This is a genomic window from Citrobacter sp. CK194 (assembly GCF_030333395.1).
Taxonomy (GTDB): domain Bacteria; phylum Pseudomonadota; class Gammaproteobacteria; order Enterobacterales; family Enterobacteriaceae; genus Citrobacter_B; species Citrobacter_B koseri.
In genome coordinates this window covers 132,171-151,750 of record NZ_JAOWGA010000018.1, presented here as the reverse complement: position 1 = coordinate 151,750, position 19,580 = coordinate 132,171, and the positions used below count along the sequence as shown (strand labels likewise).

The window sequence follows — 19,580 nt, the reverse complement described above, 5'->3', positions numbered from 1 at the left end:
GGACATCGCTAATTCGCGCAGGTGCGTTACATCGTTAAAACGACATCATTGCTGTTTAGTCACTGTTTAGCGCAGAAGGAAGCGACGGGAGAGAAAAAGAGGAAAAGGGTTGGTGAATGGGGGGCGTCAGTCAACGCAGGAGTGCCGTCGTTATCTGGCGGCACTCCTTTACGCTTTACCGTTCAGAGATATAGCGGGCAACCGTCGCTTTCGCGCCGTTTTCCAGCAGCGACAGGTAAGCCTGCGTTACCTGCGCCACAAACAGCGGCTCATGCGGTAATTCGTTCCCGAAAATGGCCTCCACGCCCAGCAGCGCTTTTACCCGCGCCTCGCCTTCCGCGCTCTGCATCACCGCATTCTGCAAGACCGGCAACAGCGGATCGCTAACGTCAATACGGTTTCCCTGTTCATCCACCCCGCCGACGTAACGCATCCAGCCCGCAACGCCCAGCGCCAGCAGATCGAAACGATGGTGGTGAACCAGGTGCCAGCGAACGGAATCCAGCATGCGCTGCGGCAGTTTCTGGCTACCGTCCATTGCAATCTGCCAGGTACGGTGACGCAGCCCCGTGTTGCTGTAGCGCGCAATCAGCATATCGGCATAGCGGGTGAGATCCACCCCCGTCACGTTCAGCGTCGGCGCCTGCTCTTCCAGCATCAGCGCCCTCGCGGCGCGTCGGAAGTGCTCATCTTCCATGCACTCATTAATATGCTGATAGCCGGAAAGATAACCCAGATAAGCGAGGAAAGAGTGGCTGCCATTAAGCATACGCAGCTTCATCTCTTCAAACGGCAGCACGTCAGCCACCAGTTCGGCTCCGGCCTTTTCCCATTCCGGGCGGCCTGCGACAAAGTTATCCTCGATAACCCACTGGCGGAATGGCTCGCAGGCCACGCCTGCCGGGTCGCGCACGCCGGTAAGCTGTTCAATCTTATCCAGCGTTTCCGCCGTCATCGCCGGGACGATACGATCCACCATCGTGGAGGGGAACGTTACGTTCTGCGCAATCCAGGCAGCCAGCCCGGCATCAACGGCTTGCGCATAGGCGCATATTACGTTGCGCATGACATGACCGTTTTCCGGCATATTGTCGCAGGACATCACGGTAAACGCCGGGAGACCCGCCGCTCTGCGGCGCGCCAGCGCGGCGACAATAACGCCCGGCGCTGATTTTGGCTGCTGAGGGTTTTGCAGATCGGCAACGATAGCCGGGTGATCGAGCATCAACTGGCCGGTAGCCGGAGAGTGGCAGTAGCCTTTTTCCGTGATCGTCAACGATACAATGGCAACCTGCGGCTCGCACATGGCAGCCAGCACCGTTTCCAGGCCATCCACCTGCGCATGCAGCGCGTTCTTCACTACGCCAACCACGCGGGCGGTCCAGGCATCGGCCGACATTTCCGCCACCGTATAGAGGCGATCCTGATTTTTCAGATCGGCGATCTGCTGCTCGCCGCCAATCAGGTTAACTTCGGTGTATCCCCAGTCGCTGCCGTGTTCCGCAGCCAGAATATCCGCATAAACGGCCTGATGCGCACGATGAAACGCGCCGAATCCCAGGTGAACAATTCGCGGAACCAGCGCGTTGCGATCCCAGTTCGGAACGGTGGCTTTCGCGTGTAATAGCTTATTTTGCATCTTTCTACTCACTGTATAAAAAGAGGGATTGGCGGCAGCAGGCCTATTGCGCCCTTGCTGCCGCCAGGCTGTATCAGCTCAGTATGGAGGTGGGTTCAGCGGGCTTTACCCGTTCAGGCGCGCTTTGACACCAGAGCGAGTCATAGCTGTAGCCCGTCAGGTCTTCCACAATATGGCGGGCTTCCGGCGTCACATCCTGTTTAAGACCGTCCGCTTTGAGGCGTTCAATTTCGTCCACAAAAATTTTGTGCGTGCGCTTATTCAGATGGAAGGTCAGCGCTTGCCACAGTGCAATGATCAGAAGCCCGGCCGTACCAACGAACAGCAGCATGGCAATGGTCGTGATCGCTTCCTGCGGCTGCGTCTGGCTGCCTTTCACGAAGCCGCCGCTTTGCAGAAGCAGGCCCACGGCAAAGGTCGCAATAGCTACCGTTGTCTTACGGGAAAACGTCATGACGGCGGCAAACAGCCCTTCACGGCGCTGACGGGTGATCATTTCGTCAATGTCCGGGATGAACGGGAACACGTTCCACGGCGTGAACTCCAGAATGCAGCGCCCGACCTGGTAAACCCCGGCGAGAATCACCAACAATACGATTTTGTTGTCGGTCGGGAACTGGTAAACCAGGAAGAACCCGCCCAGGCACAGCATCATCAGGCTGTAGGAGAAGACATAGAGGCGAGAAGGGCCATATTTAATAATCGCCACGCCCGCCGCCAGCGTGACCGGCAAGCCGACGATACTCATCGACAGCAATGTTCCCGCCAGCGAGGATGAAACATTCAGGCAGTAGACGCAGAAAAAGACGAATACGGTGTTGTAGACATCCTTGGCGGTAAAGGAGAAGAGATAGATCGCCAGATGTTTACGGAACGCGCGCACTTTTAACGTTGAGGCATACTCTTTGAACAGGTTGCCAAACGCCGCCAGTTTTTCGCCAGCGGTCATCGGCTGACGCTCTTTTTCCATTTCCGCCAGCATTTCCGGTGTCAGTTCACGTTCCCAGGTCACTTTCCAGGAGATAAACACACAGACCGTAAACAGCACGGCAAATACAACGCCGTTGATCAGATATGCATCCGCGTTGTTTTCACCCAGCCAGCCGATCAGCAGGCCCGGAATAAAGGTGGCAAGGAACGTCCCGGATGCCGACAGGAACATGCGGCACGTTGACAGTTTGGTACGGTCATTGAAGTCTTTGGTCATCTCAGACGGCAGCGTTTCCCACGGGATCAGCACCATAGCGGCGATAATCTCAAAGGCCAGGTACACAGCGAGATAGAACCAGAAGTTCATGCCGTTCATCCATAACAGGATGTAAACCAGCATGAGTGGCGCGCCAATGAGCAGGAAGAAACGGCGGCGGCCAAATTTCTTGCCCAAATAATGCTTATAGAAATGGTCCGTGAAGCTGCCCATAAACAGGCTCACGATCGCATCGACAATACGCGCGATCGCCACAATAGACGCCGCTTCAATCGGCGACAGACCAACAAAGGTGGTATAGAAGAAAAGCAGCCAGGCACCGATAACGGTAAATGCGCCGCCCCCCATGATATCCGTCAGGCCGTAGCCGATACTGACGGGAATGGTGACTTTTCTGTTCTTACGGGTCATCGTTTATTCCTGCATCAGTCTTATCGAAAACGGAAATAGCGGCGGGCGTTATCCACGCAGATGCCACGAATCATGTTATTGAGGATCGCATCGTCCTCCGGCACTTCCCCTCTTTCGACCCACCCGCCAATCAAATCACAGAGGATTCGGCGGAAATAATCGTGTCGGGTATAGGAGACAAAGCTGCGGGAATCCGTCAGCATACCAATAAAGTTAGAGAGTAATCCCTGATCGGCAAGCGCATTGAGCTGATTCACCATGCCGCGTCGCGTATCGTTAAACCACCAGCCGGAGCCAAATTGCAGCGGGGATTTCACGCCATCTTCACCGCTCTGGAAATTAGCGATGGTGGAGGCAACCACATCGTTATAGCTGGCGTTGAGGTTGTAGAGGATCGTTTTCGGCAGACCGTTGTTTTCCGCCATTGCGTTCAGCAGACCATTCAGGCTTTCCGCAAGGTGCGTCTGATCGCCAATGGAATCAAAGCCACAGTTAATGCCGATTTTTTCGAACATTGGCGTGTTGTTGTTGCGAATCGCGCCAAAGTGAATCTGCATTGCCCAGTCGCGCTGTTTGTACATTTTGGCTAAGGCGACAAAAATAAGGCTATCCCAGGCCTGAAGTTCATCTTCACTCAGCGCATCACCTGCCAGTCGGCGCTGGAACAGCGCGGCCTGCCCGGCAGCATCAAACGGGCGAAAACGAACGGCCAGCGGCCCATGATCCGACACCCGGCAACCCGTGCTGTGGAAAAAATCGACGCGCGCTTCAAGCGCCGCGAGAAACTCATTCAGAGTGGTAATGGTTTTTCCGGTTTTCTGCGACAGACGAGAAACAAACGTCAGGAAACGATCGGGATGCGTTTCAAACAGTTCATCGGGACGGAAGGTCGGCAGCACGAGCGTTGAAAAATCACGCTTTTCCGCCAGTCGCTGATGATATTCCAGATCGTCAAGCGGCCCATCGGTTGTGCAAAGCGCTTCAACATTTGAACGGGTAATTAACGCCTGCGGTAAAAAATCATCGCGACGTAATTGTTCATTACACTGCGCCATAATCGTGCGCCAGTTCTTACTGTTTAGCGTTTCCTCAATCGCGAAATAATATTTCAGTTCAAGATGAGTCCAGTGATACAGCGGATTACCAAAACTGGCCTCAACGGTTTGCGCCCACGCTTCAAATTTTTCCTCTGAAGAGGCATCGCCGGTAATTTTCCGCTCGGGTATGCCATTGGCGCGCATCGCCCGCCATTTATAATGGTCCCCTTCCAGCCAAAGCTGGGTAATATCGGCAAAAGGTTTGTTTTCCCAAATCGCTTTCGCTTCAAGATGGCAGTGATAGTCAATAATAGGTAACGTCTTAGCCAGCTCAGAATACAACCGCTGACCCGGTTCGTTATTTATCATAAAACTTTGATTTATCATGGACATAATTACTCCGCACAAGGGGATGGCTTTTGCTAAAACGTCCCCAGGTTGAGGCTAAAATCGGTGTATGACAGGTACTTAATAGCCCCGACATTACCCCTCCCGCCCATTTAAAGTCTACTACCATACAAGTGTAATTAAGAAATTTGTGACTTAAATCATGTTATGCAACTTTCAATAAAAAAATCACTTTCAGTCATAATGGCGTGTATTAATCCCTGTGCGATAGCGGCTATTTTCACGATAAACGACAAATAAGAACAAACTGATCATTATATTTTACAAAATTAAAACACTTACCGGAAATAAGCTTTCCAGTAAAAGCTTCCCCTTAACGGAAATGTATATTCCTGACGGCATTTAATCTTTTTTCTACGGTAAGGTTGATCAAATTGTCATTACTGAATATGCTAGTCAATACTAGTATGGTATGAAGTCAAATATACGAAATACGCAATAAGATAAGAAAGGCGGACAAAGAATGCAGATGACAATGCGCTGGTTTGGGCCACAGGAAGACAAAATCCCGTTGGAATACATTCGCCAGGTGCCGGGTGTAGAAGGCGTCGTCGGGGCGCTCTATGATGTCGCCCCTGGAGAAGTGTGGCCGGTTGAAAAAATTAAGGCGCTGGTTGAGCAGGCGCACGCTGCGGGCCTGAAGATGGAAGTCATCGAAAGCGTCAATATCCACGATGACATCAAAATCGGCACCCCGGAACGCGATCGCTATATTGAGAATTACAAGCAGACGATCCGCAACCTGGCGGGCTTTGGCATAAAGGTCATCTGTTATAACTTCATGCCGGTCTTCGACTGGATGAAAACGGACATGAACTACGTCCTGCCGGACGGTTCTCTGACGATGGCCTTTGAAAAACATGGCATTGATAAGACGCTGGAAGAGGTCGTAAAAGAGGTTCTGGATAACTCCAACGGTTTCGCATTACCGGGATGGGAACCTGAGCGCCTGGCTAAAGTGCAGGAATTATTCGCGCGCTACAGTGGAGTGGATGACGACAATCTGCGGGAAAACCTGTTTTATTTCCTCCGGGAGATTATTCCCGTGTGCGAAGAAGTGGGCGTGAAAATGGCCATTCACCCGGACGATCCGCCGTATTCTATTTTCGGCCTTCCGCGCGTGGTCAAAAACCACGCCGACCTGGCGATGATTTGCGATGCCGTTGACTCTCCGGCGAATGGCATCACCCTCTGTACCGGTTCGATCGCTGAAGATCCAGAAAATAACGTCTATGAAATCCTGGCTGAATTCACGCGTCGCAAGCGCCTCCATTTTGCGCACGTACGCAACATTAAGCTGATCAAAGATAAAGACTTCTACGAGTCGGCCCACCCTTCGCAGTACGGTTCGCTGGACATGTACCGCGTAATGCAGGCGCTCCACGATAACGGCTTTGATGGCTACATCCGCCCGGATCACGGTCGCTTTATCTGGGGAGAAACGGGACGCCCAGGCTATGGTCTTTACGACCGCGCGCTCGGCGTCACTTACCTGTCAGGTCTCTGGGAAGCGCTGGAGAAAAAATAAAGTCCGTTGTGAATCACGATGTAACGAGATAAAAAACCCGCCATTTTGCGGGTTTTTACTTGCCGTACCCCTCAATATCACCGCTTTTCTCACCAAAGTTGATCCAGACGCTATTTTACGAAAAAACGCTTGATGCAAAAATTGATCTTGATGATAATCATTCTTGTTATCATGTTTATTATCATTTTCATAACGGATGCGCCCGCTATGCATAACACTATGGCTGCAATAATAAAAAACAACGCTCCGCTTTCTCCTTCAGGCACCAAACGCCAGATAGACAGCAAAGTATTGCTCGGTGAAGAAGGCTGGGTACTGATTGAGCATAAGGGTGAACATTATCTGCTCCGCCAGACGCAATCCGGGAAACTGATCCTGACTAAATAAATAACCAATTTCGCCAGCCACCCAGGTCTCCCCCCAGGCAGCCAGCACTTTTCAATTTCCTTATGGAGAGTTGTTATGTTACGCCTGCAATCTGCCTCTTTGCGCCCATCTCTGCTGGCGCTGGCAATCGTTAGCACCCTGCCAGGAGCGGCTTACGCGACCACAGACGATATCACCGTCACTGCGACCGGTAATGCGCGCAGCACCTTTGAAGCCCCCATGATGGTGAGCGTTATCGATACGTCCGATCCCGAAAACCAGACCGCCAGCTCGGCAGCCGATCTGCTGCGTCCTGTTCCAGGGATCACCCTGAGCGGAAGCGGGCGAACCAACGGCCAGGATATCAGTATGCGTGGCTATGATCGTCGCGGCGTACTGATTCTGGTGGACGGCGTTCGTCAGGGAACCGATACCGGGCACCTCAACAGCACCTTCCTCGATCCGGCGTTGATCAAACGTATTGAGATCGTTCGCGGCCCTTCCGCACTGCTGTACGGCAGCGGCGCGCTGGGCGGCGTGATCTCTTATGAAACCGCCGATGCGAAAGATCTGCTTCAGGAAGGCCAGAACAGCGGTTTCCGCGTCTTTGGTACTGGCAGCACCGGCGATCACAGTCTGGGAATGGGCGCCAGCGCCTTTGGCCGAACCGATAACCTTGATGGACTGGTGGCATGGTCCAGCCGCGATCGTGGCGACCTGCGTCAGGGCGATGGTTCTACGGCGCCAAATGATGAATCGATCAATAACATGCTGGCAAAAGGCACCTGGTATATTAACGATGCGCAGGCGCTGAGTGGGTCATTACGTTACTACAACAACGACGCGCAAGAGCCGAAGAACCCGCAAACAATTGATGCCTCCACCAGCAACCCTCTTGTGGATCGCTCGACCATCCAGCGTGACATGCAGCTCTCTTACAGGATCGCGCCGCAGGGCAACGACTGGCTGAATGCCGATGCCAAAGTATACTGGTCTGAAGCGCGCATCAACGCCCAGAACGTCGATAACACGGGCGAATTTCGCAAACAAACCACCAAAGGCGGAAAAGTTGAAAACCGCACGCGCCTCTTCAGCGACGCTTTCGCCTCTCACCTGCTGACGTACGGCGGAGAGTATTACCGTCAGGAGCAAAAACCCGGCGGCGTGACAACCGGCTTCCCGGAAGCAAAAATCGACTTCAGCTCCGGCTGGTTGCAGGATGAAATCACCCTTCGCGACCTGCCCGTCACCCTGCTGGGCGGCACGCGTTACGACAACTACCGCGGCAGCAGCGACGGCTATGACGATGTTGATGCCGATAAATGGTCATCCCGCGCCGGGTTAACCGTCAGCCCGACGGACTGGCTGATGCTGTTTGGCTCTTACGCCCAGGCATTCCGCGCGCCGACAATGGGTGAAATGTATAACGACGCAAAACACTTCTCCATTGGCAGCTTCTACACTAACTATTGGGTGCCAAACCCTAACCTGCGCCCGGAAACCAACGAAACGCAGGAGTACGGTTTTGGTCTGCGTTTCGACAATCTGATGCTGTCCAACGATGCGCTGGAGTTCAAAGCCAGCTACTTTGATACCAAAGCAAAAGATTACATCTCCACGACCGTCGATTTCGCCGCCGCGACCACTATGTCTTACAACGTCCCGAACGCCAAAATCTGGGGCTGGGATGTGATGACGAAATATACCGCTGATCTGTTCAGCCTCGACGTGGCCTACAACCGCACCCGTGGGAAAGACAAGGATACCGGAGAGTATATCTCCAGCATTAACCCGGATACCGTCACCAGCAAGCTGAATATTCCCGTCGCGCAGAGCGGCTTCTCCGTTGGCTGGGTAGGAACGTTTGCCGATCGCTCAACGCATATCAGCAGCGAATACAGCAAACAGCCGGGTTATGCCGTCAACGACTTTTACGTTAGCTACCAGGGACAGCAGGCGCTGAAAGGCATGACCACCACGCTGGTGTTGGGTAACGCCTTCGATAAAGAGTACTGGTCGCCGCAGGGCATCCCGCAGGACGGGCGCAACGGCAAGATTTTCGTGAGCTATCAATGGTAATCACCCGCCCCGGTTCGCCGGGGCAAATACTGGAAGGAAGAGACAATGAACCACTACACACGCTGGCTTGAGCTAAAAGAACAACATCCTGGTAAGTACGCGCGTGACATCGCTGGTTTACTGGGGATCAGCGAGGCGGAGCTGACGTTTGCCCGCGTCGGTCATGACGCATGGCGGCTGCGCGGCGACACGCGTGAAATTTTCGCGGCGCTGGAATCCGTTGGCGAAACAAAATGCATCTGCCGCAACGAGTATGCGGTACACGAGCAGGTCGGCGCATTCACCAATCAACACCTGAGCGGTCACGCCGGGCTGGTACTGAACCCACGCGCGCTCGATCTGCGCTTATTTTTAAATCAATGGGCCAGCGTGTTCCACATTAAGGAAGCGACCGCCCGCGGCGAGCGCCAGAGCATTCAGTTCTTTGATCATCAGGGCGATGCGCTCCTGAAGGTGTATGCCACGGACAACACCGATACCGCCGCCTGGGACGAGCTTCTGCAACATTTTATCGTGACCGAGAATGCGCCGCTGGCGCTGAAAGCGGCTGAAACCCCTGTTAACGAAACGGCTGCCGATGCCGTGACCGTTGACAGAGAGTGGCGCGCGATGACCGACGTTCACCAGTTCTTCACGCTGCTCAAGCGCCACAACCTGACCCGCCAGCAGGCTTTTGAACGGGTCGCTGACGATCTGGCCTGCAAGGTGCCGAACGGCGCGCTGGCGCAGCTCCTCGACGCTGCCCTTAAAGACGGCAATGAAATCATGGTGTTCGTCGGCAACAGAGGCTGCGTGCAAATTTTCACCGGCGTGGTCGAAAAAGTCGTGCCGATGAAAGGCTGGCTGAATATTTTCAACCCGACGTTTACGCTGCACCTGCTGGAAGAGACGATTGCCGAGACCTGGATAACCCGCAAACCTACCGCAGACGGCCACGTCACCAGTCTGGAACTCTTTGCGCATGACGGCACGCAAATCGCTCAGCTTTACGGTCAGCGTACGGAAGGCGAACCAGAACAGACACAGTGGCGCAAACAGATTGAGGCGCTGATGCCAAAAGGGCTGGCGGCATGAAAAAACTGCTTGCCCTGATTGCCGCCCTGCCGCTGACGGTTCTTGCCGCGAAACAGGATAAGATCGTCGCGCTCGGCGGAGATGTCACCGAGATCGTGTACGCGCTCGGCGCACAGTCTTCGCTGGTCGCCCGCGACAGCACCAGCCAGTGGCCGCCGGAGGCCACTGCCCTGCCGGATGTGGGGTATCTGCGCCAGCTAAATGCCGAAGGTATCCTCGCCACGCGTCCCGATCTTGTGCTGGCAAGCAGCCAGGCTCAGCCCTCGCTGGTACTCAAACAGGTCGAGCAAAGTCATGTTCGGGTCATTACCGTACCGAGCCGCAACGACCTGCGCGTCATCGACGAGAAAGTGCAGGTCATCGCCAACGCCACCGACCGGGTGGCTGAAGGCGAGGCGCTGCGCCAGACGCTGAATAAAGAGATTTCCGCGCTGCCGACCACGCCGCTCAATAAGCGGGTGCTGTTTATTCTTAACCACGGCGGAATGAGCGCGATGGCCGCCGGACAGCAAACGGGCGCGGATGCCGCCATTCGCGCGGCAGGGCTACAAAATGCGATGCAGGGCGTCTCCCGCTATCAGCCGCTCTCACAGGAAGGCGTGATCGCCAGCCAGCCCGATCTGGTGGTGATTCCCCAGGAGGGATTAACGGCGATGGGCGGCGAAGAGAATCTCTGGAAGTTACCGGGACTGGCGCAGACCCCTGCCGGGCGCAATAAGCAGGTGTTCGCGGTCGATGATATGGCGCTGCTCGGTTTTAGCGTGCGTACGCCTCAGGCGATTCAGCAGCTACGCGCGAAAGCGGAGTCATTGCCCTGATGCCACGGCGGATCACGCTTTCTCTGTATACGCTGGCGCTGATGCTGGCAGTGGTGACGGTCGTGGCAAGCGGTTTTGGCGCATTACGCCTGCCGCTCAGCCTGCTCTGGCATGACGGCGACGACGCGTTACGCCAGATCTGGTTCAACATTCGTCTGCCCCGGGTTCTGCTCGCGCTGGTGATTGGCGGCTCGCTGGCGCTGTCCGGGTGCGTGATGCAGGGGCTCTTTCGCAACCCCCTCGCCGATCCGGGACTACTCGGCATCAGCAGCGGCGCGGCGTTAGCCGTTGCGCTGTGGGTCGTCCTTCCGCTCACGCTGCCTCCCCTTATTATGCTGTATGCGCCGATGCTGGCGGCATTCATTGGCGCGCTCATCGCAACGGTCGTTATTTTCCTGCTCAGCCGACAGCGGGACAGTTCGCTCTCCCGGCTGCTGCTGGTCGGCATCGCCATTAATGCGCTATGCGGCGCGGCGGTGGGCGTGTTGTCGTGGATCAGCAATGACACGCAGCTACGCCAGCTCTCGCTATGGGGAATGGGCAGCCTTGGCCAGGCGCAGTGGTCAACGCTGCTGGCGGTCGCCTCTTTGATGATCCCAACGGTATTTCTCATCTGGCGTCTTGCTGGCGCGCTTAACCTGCTGCAACTGGGAGAGGAAGAGGCGCATTACCTGGGCGTCGATGTCCGGGTTGTTCAGCGAATCCTGCTGATCTGTAGCGCGTTGCTGGTGGCGGCGGCTGTCGCCGTCAGCGGCGTGATCGGTTTTATCGGTCTGGTCGTGCCGCATCTGATACGAATGTGGTTAGGGGCAGACCATCGTGCGGTAATCCCCGGCTCCGTGCTGGCGGGCGCCTTTCTGCTGCTGATTGCCGATACCATCGCCCGAACGCTGGTTGCCCCGGCTGAAATGCCCGTCGGGCTGCTGACCAGTATTCTGGGCGCGCCGTGGTTCCTGTGGCTTATTTTCCGCCGGGGAGGTCAGTATGGCTGAACGTTTTCTCGCTGACAGCGTCAGCTACGCCGCTGCGGGCAGAACAATTATTCGCGATATCTCGCTCTCCCTGACCCAGGGAGAACTGCTGGCATTAATTGGCCCCAACGGTGCCGGGAAATCGACGCTGTTAAGGCTGCTCACCGGTTATCTCACTCCGGCAGACGGACGTTGCCTGCTGGCCGGCAAACCGCTTGAGCAATGGCCTGCGCAGACGCTGTCCCGCTACCGCGCGGTCATGCTTCAGCAAACGCGAATGGGGTTCGACTGGCCCGTTGAGGCCGTAATCGGCATGGGGCGAATGCCCTGGACGCAGCAGCCCGAAGCGGCGGTGATTCATCAGGTGATGCAGCTTACGGAATGTTTGTCGCTGGCGGGAAGACGTTACGCCTCCTTGTCCGGCGGCGAACAGCAGCGCGTACAGCTGGCGCGCGCGCTGGCGCAGCTATGGTGCGACGGCTCCCCACGCGGCTGGCTTTTTCTTGATGAGCCCACCTCCGCGCTGGATCTGTTCCATCAGCAGCATTTACTGCGGTTGCTGAAAACGCTGACCCGTAAGGGCCATCTGCATGTTTGCATCGTGCTGCACGATCTCAACCTGGCGGCCCTGTGGGCGGATCGAATCGTGTTGCTGCATGGCGGCAACATCGTTGCCGAAGGCGCACCCGCCGAGGTTCTGCAAGCCGATACGCTAACCCGCTGGTACGGCGCGGAAGTCCACATCGGAACACACCCGACAAGCGGCGGACCGCAGATCTTCCTCGCGCCTTAACCGGAAAATGCCGGATAACGGCTTCGCCTTATCCGGCAGACAATTCTGCGGAGAATCGCTTTCCTCAGGCTATACTTTCCGCAAAACTCATTACCAGGCGGAATCATGATCGCACCAAAACAGCTTCCCTCCCTGCGTTTACCGCTGGCAGGACTCCTGATGTTGACGCTGCTGTGGGCAGGTTTCACCGTGCACAGCCATTGGGAAGCGTTTATCCAGTGGTGTCTCGCCGCCCAGATCACCCTGCACCGCTATCTGGTCATGTATTTGCTGCAACTCAATAACCACCAGTACACCGGCGGGCTATGGCTGCTGACCGGCGCGTTCTTCTATGGCGTACTGCATGCGATTGGGCCGGGGCATGGGAAATTTATCGTCACCACCTGGCTGAGTACGACGAAAGAGAGCCTGCTTGCCGCGCGGGTCGTGCCCTTTATTGGCAGCCTGATGCAGGGCGTCAGCGCCATACTGTTCGTGTTTATTCTGGCGGTCGGCTTCAACCTGGCCGCCGGCGATCTCAGCACCAGCCGCTGGTACGTCGAGAAAATCAGCGCCGTCCTGATTGGCGCGTTCGGGCTATTTATCATCTACCAGGCGTTAAAAACCCTGCGTCCAAAGCCCATTTTCTCGCGTTTCTCCCAGCCGCACAGCCACGACGAACACTGTGGCTGCGGGCATCACGGCGTGGGCGCAGAACTCACCGACGGCAACTGGAAAACACGCCTCGGCGTGATTCTGGCGACAGGAGCCCGCCCCTGTAGCGGGGCAATCATGATTTTACTGTTCTCCAACGCGCTCGGTATTGTCAGTTGGGGGATTGCCGCCGTCATGACCATGTCCTTCGGCACGGCGCTGTCGATTATGGGGCTGTCGCTGGCGGTACGTTACGCACGCAACCAGACCCAGGCGCTGTTTGCCGGGAACCATGCCCCCCTGCGCTGGCTGGGGCCGGTTATCCGCATCATCGGCGGGCTGGCGCTGGTGCTGTTTGCCCTCATTCTGTTTCTGACGGTGATCCCCATCAGTGCGAACGGTGATTATATTGCGGCGGGTTGTTAACCTGTTTGCCGGGCGGTAGCGTGCTTATGCCCCTGTCTTTCCCTACCTCCTTTGAATTACCCGTCCCATCAGGGATAATACCCACACAATGTGTAATCTCAGGATCGCGATGAAACATTCTCTGCAACGCCGCGCTGGACGAAAACGCCAGATGAAACTCGGCACGACCGTGATATTGATGGTCAGCGCCGTGTTGTTCTCCGTGCTGCTCGTCGTCCATCTGATTTATTTCTCACAGATCAGCCACATGACGCGCGACGCGCTGGCAGACAAAGCGCTGGCGGTCGCCCGTACGCTGGCGGACTCCCCGGAAATTCGCCAGCGTATGAAGCAAAAGCCGACAGAGAGCGGCATTCAGGCGATCGCCGAGGCGGTTCGCAAACGCAACGATATGTTATTTATCGTAATTACCGATATGAAAAGCATTCGCTATTCGCACCCGGAAGCGCAGCGAATCGGCCAGCCGTTTAAAGGCGACGACATCCTGCTGGCGCTACAGGGGCATGAAAATGTCGCCATCAATCGCGGTTTTCTTGCCAAAGCGCTGCGGGTTTTCACGCCCATTTATGACGACAATCATCAGCAGATCGGCGTCGTGGCGATTGGCCTTGAGCTCAGCAGAGTAACGGAGCAGATCAACAACAGCCGCTGGAGCATCATCTGGTCGATTCTGTTCGGCGCGCTGGTGGGGTTGCTGGGCACTTACGTGCTGGTGAAGGTGCTCAAACGCATCCTGTTCGGCCTGGAGCCGTATGAAATTTCCACGCTGTTTGAGCAGCGCCAGGCGATGCTGCAATCCATCAAAGAGGGGGTGGTCGCCGTTGACGACAGCGGCGAGGTGACGTTAATCAACCAGGCGGCGCAGGAACTTCTCGATTACCGCAAATCGCAGGATGACGCGCACTTATCCTCGCTTAGCCACGCCTGGTCGCAGGTAGTGAATCTGAACGACGTGCTCCGCGACGGTACGCCGCGCCGGGATGAAGAGATTACCGTTAAAGATCGTCTGCTGCTTATCAACACCGTTCCGGTACGCAGCAATGGAAAAATCATCGGCGCGATCTCCACGTTCAGGGACAAAACAGAAGTCCGCCAGCTCATGCAGCGTCTGGACGGAATGGTCAACTACGCGGATGCACTCCGTGAACGATCCCACGAATTTATGAACAAATTACATGTCATTCTGGGATTATTGCATCTGAAGAGTTATAAGCAGCTTGAAGATTATATTATTAAGACGGCTAATAACTATCAGGAAGAGATCGGCTCACTGTTGGGGAAAATAAAGTCGCCCGTTATCGCAGGCTTTTTGCTCAGTAAGATTAATCGCACCTCCGATTTAGGGCACAGCCTGGTGATTAGCAATGAAAGTCGATTACCGGACAGCCGTAATGAAGATCAAATCACCGTATTGATTACCATTCTGGGCAATTTAATTGAAAACGCGCTGGAGGCGCTAGGTCAACAACCCGGCGGTGAAATCAGCGTATCCTTGCATTATCGGCATGGCTGGTTGCATTGTGAAGTCAACGATGACGGGCCGGGAATTGACCCCGAACGCATAGAGCAAATTTTTGACAAAGGCGTTTCGTCAAAGGGAACGGAGCGTGGCGTCGGTCTGGCGATAGTAAAACAGCAAGTTGAGAGTATCGGCGGCAATATTACCGTCGAATCGGAACCCGGGATCTTCACACAATTTTTTGTTCAAATACCCTGGGACGGGGAGAGGACCAGCATATGATCAATGTTTTAATTGTCGATGACGATGCGATGGTAGCAGAGTTAAACCGCCGCTATGTTGCGCAGATCGCTGGCTTTCACTGCTGCGGCACCGCGTCTACGCTGGAGAAAGCAAAAGCGTTTATCTTCGATGGCGAAAACCATATTGATCTGATTTTACTGGATATTTACATGCAGAAGGAGAACGGGCTGGACCTGCTGCCCGTCCTGCACAGCGCCGGATGCAAATGTGACGTCATCGTTATCTCCTCCGCCGCCGACGCCACCACCATCAAAGATTCGCTCCATTACGGCGTGGTCGATTATTTGATCAAACCGTTTCAGGCTTCCCGCTTTGAAGAGGCGCTGACCGGCTGGCTGCAAAAGAAAACGGCGATGGAGAAACACCAGTATTATGAACAATCAGAGCTGGATCGGCTGATTCACGGCAGTGCATCCAATGAGCCGGATACCCGACGCCTGCCTAAAGGGCTGACGCCGCAAACGCTGCGCACCCTGTGTCAGTGGATCGATGCGCACCAGGACCAGGAATTTTCAACTGACGAGCTGGCGAATGAGGTCAATATTTCCCGCGTTTCCTGCCGTAAATATCTTATCTGGCTGGTCAATTGCCATATTCTGTTTACCAGCATCCATTATGGCGTGACCGGCAGACCGGTTTACCGTTATCGTATTCAGGCCGAACATTATTCTTTACTTAAGCAATATTGCCAGTAGAAAAGAAGCCGCTTCGCATTATGCGTTATATAAAGGTAACAATTATTACAATAATGAAAAATAACAAAGGCACAAGTTACACCCTCAAAAATAGAGAATTTGTGCCAGATCAAATATGAACACAAATATGTTTTAATTCATCATCTTATTATTCAGAAGCGTCACATTGTTTTTAATTTCAAAAACGGTAACAAAAGTTAATTAAGTATTATGTGACTCGTAGAGTGTGTATTTTTAACTATAAAGGAGTAGTCTGGGATTCACCGGACACATAAAAAAAATTAAAATAATGCTATTTTTGTGAGCAGACGATATGTTCCTGAAATTCAGTGACATAGAATACAAAACACACAACCTGCCCTGCTCTTCTTTGTCAACCAGCCCATCGCCAGGGAGCTTCGTTCTCTGAATACGCCATAAACAGAAGCCAAGAATGACTCATGATTTACTGAAAAATTCTTATTTCATGTTTAGAGATTAATCATCAATACAGACAAAGCGAATATTCGTCAGGCTCTGAGGACAATTCACAAAAAACAGAACATGACTGTGATCTATTTATCAAAAATTAAACAGGTTTATCGCGAGGGTAGATAAATGTTATTTAGTATACAACTTATCATAATATTAGTGTGTTTGTTTTATGGCGCCAGAAAAGGCGGTATCGCGCTGGGTTTATTAGGCGGTATCGGTCTGGTCATTCTGGTCTTTGTTTTCCACCTCCAGCCGGGTAAACCGCCCGTCGACGTAATGCTGGTGATCATCGCCGTGGTCGCCGCCTCCGCTACGCTACAGGCCTCCGGCGGCCTGGATGTGATGTTGCAGATTGCCGAGAAGCTGCTGCGTCGCAACCCCAAATACGTCTCCATCGTCGCCCCGTTTGTAACCTGCACGCTGACCATCCTGTGCGGTACGGGCCATGTGGTGTACACCATTCTGCCCATCATCTACGACGTCGCGATTAAGAACAATATTCGCCCGGAACGTCCTATGGCAGCCAGTTCTATCGGCGCGCAGATGGGGATCATCGCCAGCCCGGTTTCTGTGGCGGTCGTTTCGCTGGTCGCGATGCTGGGTAACTTCACCTTTAACGGTAAGCATCTGGAGTTCCTTGACCTGCTTTCCATCACCATTCCATCGACCCTGCTGGGTATCCTGGCTATCGGTATTTTCAGCTGGTTCCGTGGTAAAGATCTGGATAAAGACGAAGAGTTCCAGAAGTTCATCTCCGTCCCGGAAAACTACCACTACGTGTATGGCGACACCGCCACGCTGCTGGATAAAAAACTGCCGAAAAGCAACTGGCTGGCCATGTGGATCTTCCTGTCGGCCATCGCCGTTGTCGCTCTGTTAGGCGCCTTCTCTGAACTGCGTCCGGTCTTCGGCGGCAAACCGCTGTCGATGGTACTGGTCATTCAGATGTTCATGCTGCTGACCGGCGCGCTGATTATTATCCTGACAAAAACCAATCCTGCTTCTATCTCAAAAAATGAAGTCTTCCGTTCAGGTATGATCGCGATTGTGGCGGTGTACGGTATTGCCTGGATGGCGGAAACCATGTTCGGCGCGCACATGACTGAAATCGAAAGCGTGCTGGGCGAAATGGTGAAAGAGTATCCGTGGGCCTATGCGATTGTTCTGCTGTTGGTCTCCAAGTTTGTAAACTCCCAGGCGGCGGCGCTGGCGGCGATTGTTCCGTTAGCACTGGCTATCGGCGTAGACCCGGCTTACATCGTGGCGTCAGCACCGGCGTGCTATGGCTACTACATTCTGCCGACCTACCCGAGCGATCTGGCCGCGATTCAGTTCGACCGTTCCGGCACCACCCACATTGGTCGCTTCGTCATTAACCACAGCTTTATTCTGCCCGGTTTGATTGGCGTAAGCGTCTCCTGTGTATTTGGCTGGATCTTCGCCGCCATGTACGGGTTCCTGTAACAGCACCTTGCGTGCCGCCCGTTATCGCGCGGCACGCCATCTATACAATTCAAATAATTCAGGATAATTAAAAAGGCTGGAAGCATATGTCGAATAAAGAATTTATATATCAGGCGCCTTTCCCGATGGGGGAAGACAAAACGGAGTATTATCTCCTGACCTCCGATCACGTTAGCGTTGGCGAATTTGAAGGAGAGTCGATACTGAAGGTTGAGCCACAGGCCCTGACGCTCCTGGCCCAGCAAGCCTTCCACGATGCCTCCTTTATGCTCCGCCCGGAGCACCAGCAACAAGTCGCCTCCATTCTCCATGACCCCGAAGCCAGCGAAAACGATAAGTACGTCGCGCTGCAATTTTTACGCAACTCCGAAATTGCCGCTAAAGGCGTTCTGCCGACCTGCCAGGATACCGGCACGGCGATTATCGTCGGTAAAAAGGGCCAGCGCGTCTGGACGGGCGGCGGCGATGAAGCCGCGCTCTCCAAAGGCGTGTTCAACACCTATATCGAAGACAACCTGCGCTATTCGCAGAACGCCGCGCTGGATATGTACAAAGAGGTCAACACCGGCACCAACCTGCCCGCGCAAATCGACCTCTACACGGTTGATGGCGATGAATACAAGTTCCTCTGCGTGGCAAAAGGCGGCGGCTCGGCGAACAAAACCTATCTGTATCAGGAAACCAAAGCGCTGCTGACGCCCGGCAAGCTGAAAAACTTCCTCGTTGAGAAAATGCGCACTCTGGGCACCGCAGCCTGCCCGCCGTACCACATCGCGTTTGTGATTGGCGGGACATCGGCGGAAAGCACGCTGAAAACCGTGAAGCTGGCCAGTACGCATTATTACGACGGTCTGCCGACTGAAGGTAACGAACACGGCCAGGCCTTCCGCGATATTCAACTGGAACAGGAACTGCTGGAAGAGGCGCAGAAGCTCGGCCTCGGCGCACAGTTTGGCGGTAAATACTTCGCGCACGATATCCGGGTAATCCGCCTGCCGCGTCACGGCGCGTCCTGCCCGGTCGGCATGGGCGTCTCCTGCTCGGCTGACCGCAACATCAAAGCCAAAATCAACCGTGAAGGGATCTGGATCGAAAAACTGGAACACAATCCCGCGCAGTACATCCCGGAAGCCCTGCGTCAGGCCGGTGAAGGCGAAGTGGTGAAAGTTGACCTCAACCGGCCGATGAAAGAGATCCTCGCCCAGCTTTCACAGTACCCGGTATCAACCCGCCTGTCGCTGAGCGGCACCATCATCGTCGGTCGCGATATCGCCCATGCGAAGCTGAAAGAGCGCATCGAATCCGGCGAAGGTCTGCCGCAGTACATTAAAGATCACCCCATCTACTACGCAGGCCCGGCGAAAACGCCAGCAGGCTACCCGTCCGGCTCTCTGGGGCCAACCACCGCAGGACGCATGGACTCCTACGTTGACCTGCTGCAATCTCACGGCGGCAGCATGATCATGCTGGCGAAAGGCAACCGTAGCCAGCAGGTCACCGACGCCTGCCACAAATACGGCGGCTTCTATCTGGGCAGCATTGGCGGCCCGGCTGCGGTGCTGGCGCAACAGAGTATCAAGCATCTGGAGTGCGTGGAGTACCCGGAACTGGGTATGGAAGCGATCTGGAAAATCGAAGTGGAAGACTTCCCGGCGTTTATCCTGGTGGATGACAAAGGCAACGATTTCTTCCAGCAGATTGTCAGCAAACAGTGCGCGAACTGCGCGAAATAACCTGCCCGGCCCGGCGATCCTGTCGGGCCGTTTTTCCCTTTATTTACAGCATGGCGGATACG

Annotated in this window: 15 protein-coding genes; 12 read left to right on the top strand and 3 right to left on the bottom strand. The window is 54.6% G+C overall.

Features of this window, described 5'->3' with window-relative positions:
• Positions 1 to 175: 175 nt before the first annotated feature.
• The 3 genes from OGX80_RS12450 to uxaC form a co-directional block, all read right to left on the bottom strand.
• The gene (locus OGX80_RS12450; RefSeq protein ID WP_012134505.1) at positions 176 to 1,639 is read right to left on the bottom strand and encodes a mannitol dehydrogenase family protein; all 1,464 of its coding nucleotides are present in this window, start codon (positions 1,637 to 1,639) and stop codon (positions 176 to 178) included.
• 73 nt (positions 1,640 to 1,712) lie between these two features.
• Entirely contained in the window at positions 1,713 to 3,257 is a 1,545-nt protein-coding gene (locus tag OGX80_RS12445) for an MFS transporter (protein ID WP_047459551.1), read from the bottom strand.
• Positions 3,258 to 3,277: 20 nt separating this feature from the next.
• A complete protein-coding gene (gene uxaC, locus OGX80_RS12440; RefSeq protein WP_115182191.1) occupies positions 3,278 to 4,687 on the bottom strand; it encodes a glucuronate isomerase in 1,410 nt (469 codons plus the stop codon).
• Between the two features lie 478 nt (positions 4,688 to 5,165).
• On the opposite strand from uxaC, the gene uxuA reads away from it, so the two are divergent.
• The 12 genes from uxuA to fumA all read left to right on the top strand — a co-directional run bounded on the left by uxuA (position 5,166) and on the right by fumA (position 19,518).
• Positions 5,166 to 6,230, top strand: coding sequence for a mannonate dehydratase (gene uxuA / locus OGX80_RS12435; RefSeq protein WP_115182192.1), 1,065 nt, complete (start codon positions 5,166 to 5,168; stop codon positions 6,228 to 6,230).
• 150 nt (positions 6,231 to 6,380) lie between these two features.
• Entirely contained in the window at positions 6,381 to 6,617 is a 237-nt protein-coding gene (gene hemP, locus OGX80_RS12430; RefSeq protein WP_077956852.1) for a hemin uptake protein HemP, read from the top strand.
• A gap of 75 nt (positions 6,618 to 6,692) precedes the next feature.
• Positions 6,693 to 8,675, top strand: coding sequence for a TonB-dependent hemoglobin/transferrin/lactoferrin family receptor (locus OGX80_RS12425; protein ID WP_115182193.1), 1,983 nt, complete (start codon positions 6,693 to 6,695; stop codon positions 8,673 to 8,675).
• A 45-nt stretch (positions 8,676 to 8,720) separates the two neighbouring features.
• On the top strand, positions 8,721 to 9,749 hold the full coding sequence (gene chuS / locus OGX80_RS12420; RefSeq protein ID WP_012134512.1) for a hematinate-forming heme oxygenase ChuS: 1,029 nt from the start codon (positions 8,721 to 8,723) through the stop codon (positions 9,747 to 9,749).
• The gene (locus OGX80_RS12415; protein ID WP_012134513.1) at positions 9,746 to 10,567 is read left to right on the top strand and encodes a heme/hemin ABC transporter substrate-binding protein; all 822 of its coding nucleotides are present in this window, start codon (positions 9,746 to 9,748) and stop codon (positions 10,565 to 10,567) included. The genes chuS and OGX80_RS12415 overlap by 4 nt, the downstream gene beginning before the upstream one ends.
• Positions 10,567 to 11,559 (top strand): FecCD family ABC transporter permease, encoded by a 993-nt coding sequence (locus tag OGX80_RS12410; protein WP_012134514.1) that lies wholly within the window; start codon positions 10,567 to 10,569, stop codon positions 11,557 to 11,559. Before OGX80_RS12415 ends, OGX80_RS12410 begins: the two co-directional genes overlap by 1 nt.
• Positions 11,552 to 12,331: a heme ABC transporter ATP-binding protein gene (locus tag OGX80_RS12405; protein ID WP_115182194.1), complete on the top strand. Its 780-nt coding sequence runs from the start codon at positions 11,552 to 11,554 to the stop codon at positions 12,329 to 12,331. Before OGX80_RS12410 ends, OGX80_RS12405 begins: the two co-directional genes overlap by 8 nt.
• Before the next feature lie 105 nt (positions 12,332 to 12,436).
• Positions 12,437 to 13,390 carry a nickel/cobalt transporter gene (locus tag OGX80_RS12400; protein ID WP_049011927.1) on the top strand — a complete coding sequence of 318 codons (954 nt, stop codon included), beginning with the start codon at positions 12,437 to 12,439 and terminating at the stop codon, positions 13,388 to 13,390.
• Positions 13,391 to 13,499: 109 nt separating this feature from the next.
• Positions 13,500 to 15,131 carry a sensor histidine kinase gene (locus OGX80_RS12395; RefSeq protein WP_047459570.1) on the top strand — a complete coding sequence of 544 codons (1,632 nt, stop codon included), beginning with the start codon at positions 13,500 to 13,502 and terminating at the stop codon, positions 15,129 to 15,131.
• Positions 15,128 to 15,847 (top strand): two-component system response regulator DcuR, encoded by a 720-nt coding sequence (gene dcuR / locus OGX80_RS12390; protein WP_012134518.1) that lies wholly within the window; start codon positions 15,128 to 15,130, stop codon positions 15,845 to 15,847. The genes OGX80_RS12395 and dcuR overlap by 4 nt, the downstream gene beginning before the upstream one ends.
• Before the next feature lie 597 nt (positions 15,848 to 16,444).
• Complete coding sequence (gene dcuB / locus OGX80_RS12385) at positions 16,445 to 17,785, top strand: anaerobic C4-dicarboxylate transporter DcuB (protein ID WP_012134520.1); 1,341 nt, start codon at positions 16,445 to 16,447, stop codon at positions 17,783 to 17,785.
• An 86-nt stretch (positions 17,786 to 17,871) separates the two neighbouring features.
• Positions 17,872 to 19,518: a class I fumarate hydratase FumA gene (gene fumA / locus OGX80_RS12380; protein ID WP_047459573.1), complete on the top strand. Its 1,647-nt coding sequence runs from the start codon at positions 17,872 to 17,874 to the stop codon at positions 19,516 to 19,518.
• The last annotated feature ends 62 nt before the right edge of the window (positions 19,519 to 19,580 follow it).

Coding starts and splice junctions, on each gene's coding strand:
- fumA (WP_047459573.1), top strand. CDS start 17,872: ATGTCGAATAAAGAATTTATATATCAGGCGCCTTTCCCGATGGGGGAA.
- hemP (WP_077956852.1), top strand. CDS start 6,381: ATGATAATCATTCTTGTTATCATGTTTATTATCATTTTCATAACGGAT.
- OGX80_RS12410 (WP_012134514.1), top strand. CDS start 10,567: ATGCCACGGCGGATCACGCTTTCTCTGTATACGCTGGCGCTGATGCTG.
- OGX80_RS12415 (WP_012134513.1), top strand. CDS start 9,746: ATGAAAAAACTGCTTGCCCTGATTGCCGCCCTGCCGCTGACGGTTCTT.
- dcuB (WP_012134520.1), top strand. CDS start 16,445: ATGTTATTTAGTATACAACTTATCATAATATTAGTGTGTTTGTTTTAT.
- uxuA (WP_115182192.1), top strand. CDS start 5,166: ATGCAGATGACAATGCGCTGGTTTGGGCCACAGGAAGACAAAATCCCG.
- uxaC (WP_115182191.1), bottom strand. CDS start 4,687: ATGTCCATGATAAATCAAAGTTTTATGATAAATAACGAACCGGGTCAG.
- dcuR (WP_012134518.1), top strand. CDS start 15,128: ATGATCAATGTTTTAATTGTCGATGACGATGCGATGGTAGCAGAGTTA.
- OGX80_RS12445 (WP_047459551.1), bottom strand. CDS start 3,257: ATGACCCGTAAGAACAGAAAAGTCACCATTCCCGTCAGTATCGGCTAC.
- chuS (WP_012134512.1), top strand. CDS start 8,721: ATGAACCACTACACACGCTGGCTTGAGCTAAAAGAACAACATCCTGGT.
- OGX80_RS12395 (WP_047459570.1), top strand. CDS start 13,500: ATGAAACATTCTCTGCAACGCCGCGCTGGACGAAAACGCCAGATGAAA.
- OGX80_RS12425 (WP_115182193.1), top strand. CDS start 6,693: ATGTTACGCCTGCAATCTGCCTCTTTGCGCCCATCTCTGCTGGCGCTG.
- OGX80_RS12450 (WP_012134505.1), bottom strand. CDS start 1,639: ATGCAAAATAAGCTATTACACGCGAAAGCCACCGTTCCGAACTGGGAT.
- OGX80_RS12400 (WP_049011927.1), top strand. CDS start 12,437: ATGATCGCACCAAAACAGCTTCCCTCCCTGCGTTTACCGCTGGCAGGA.
- OGX80_RS12405 (WP_115182194.1), top strand. CDS start 11,552: ATGGCTGAACGTTTTCTCGCTGACAGCGTCAGCTACGCCGCTGCGGGC.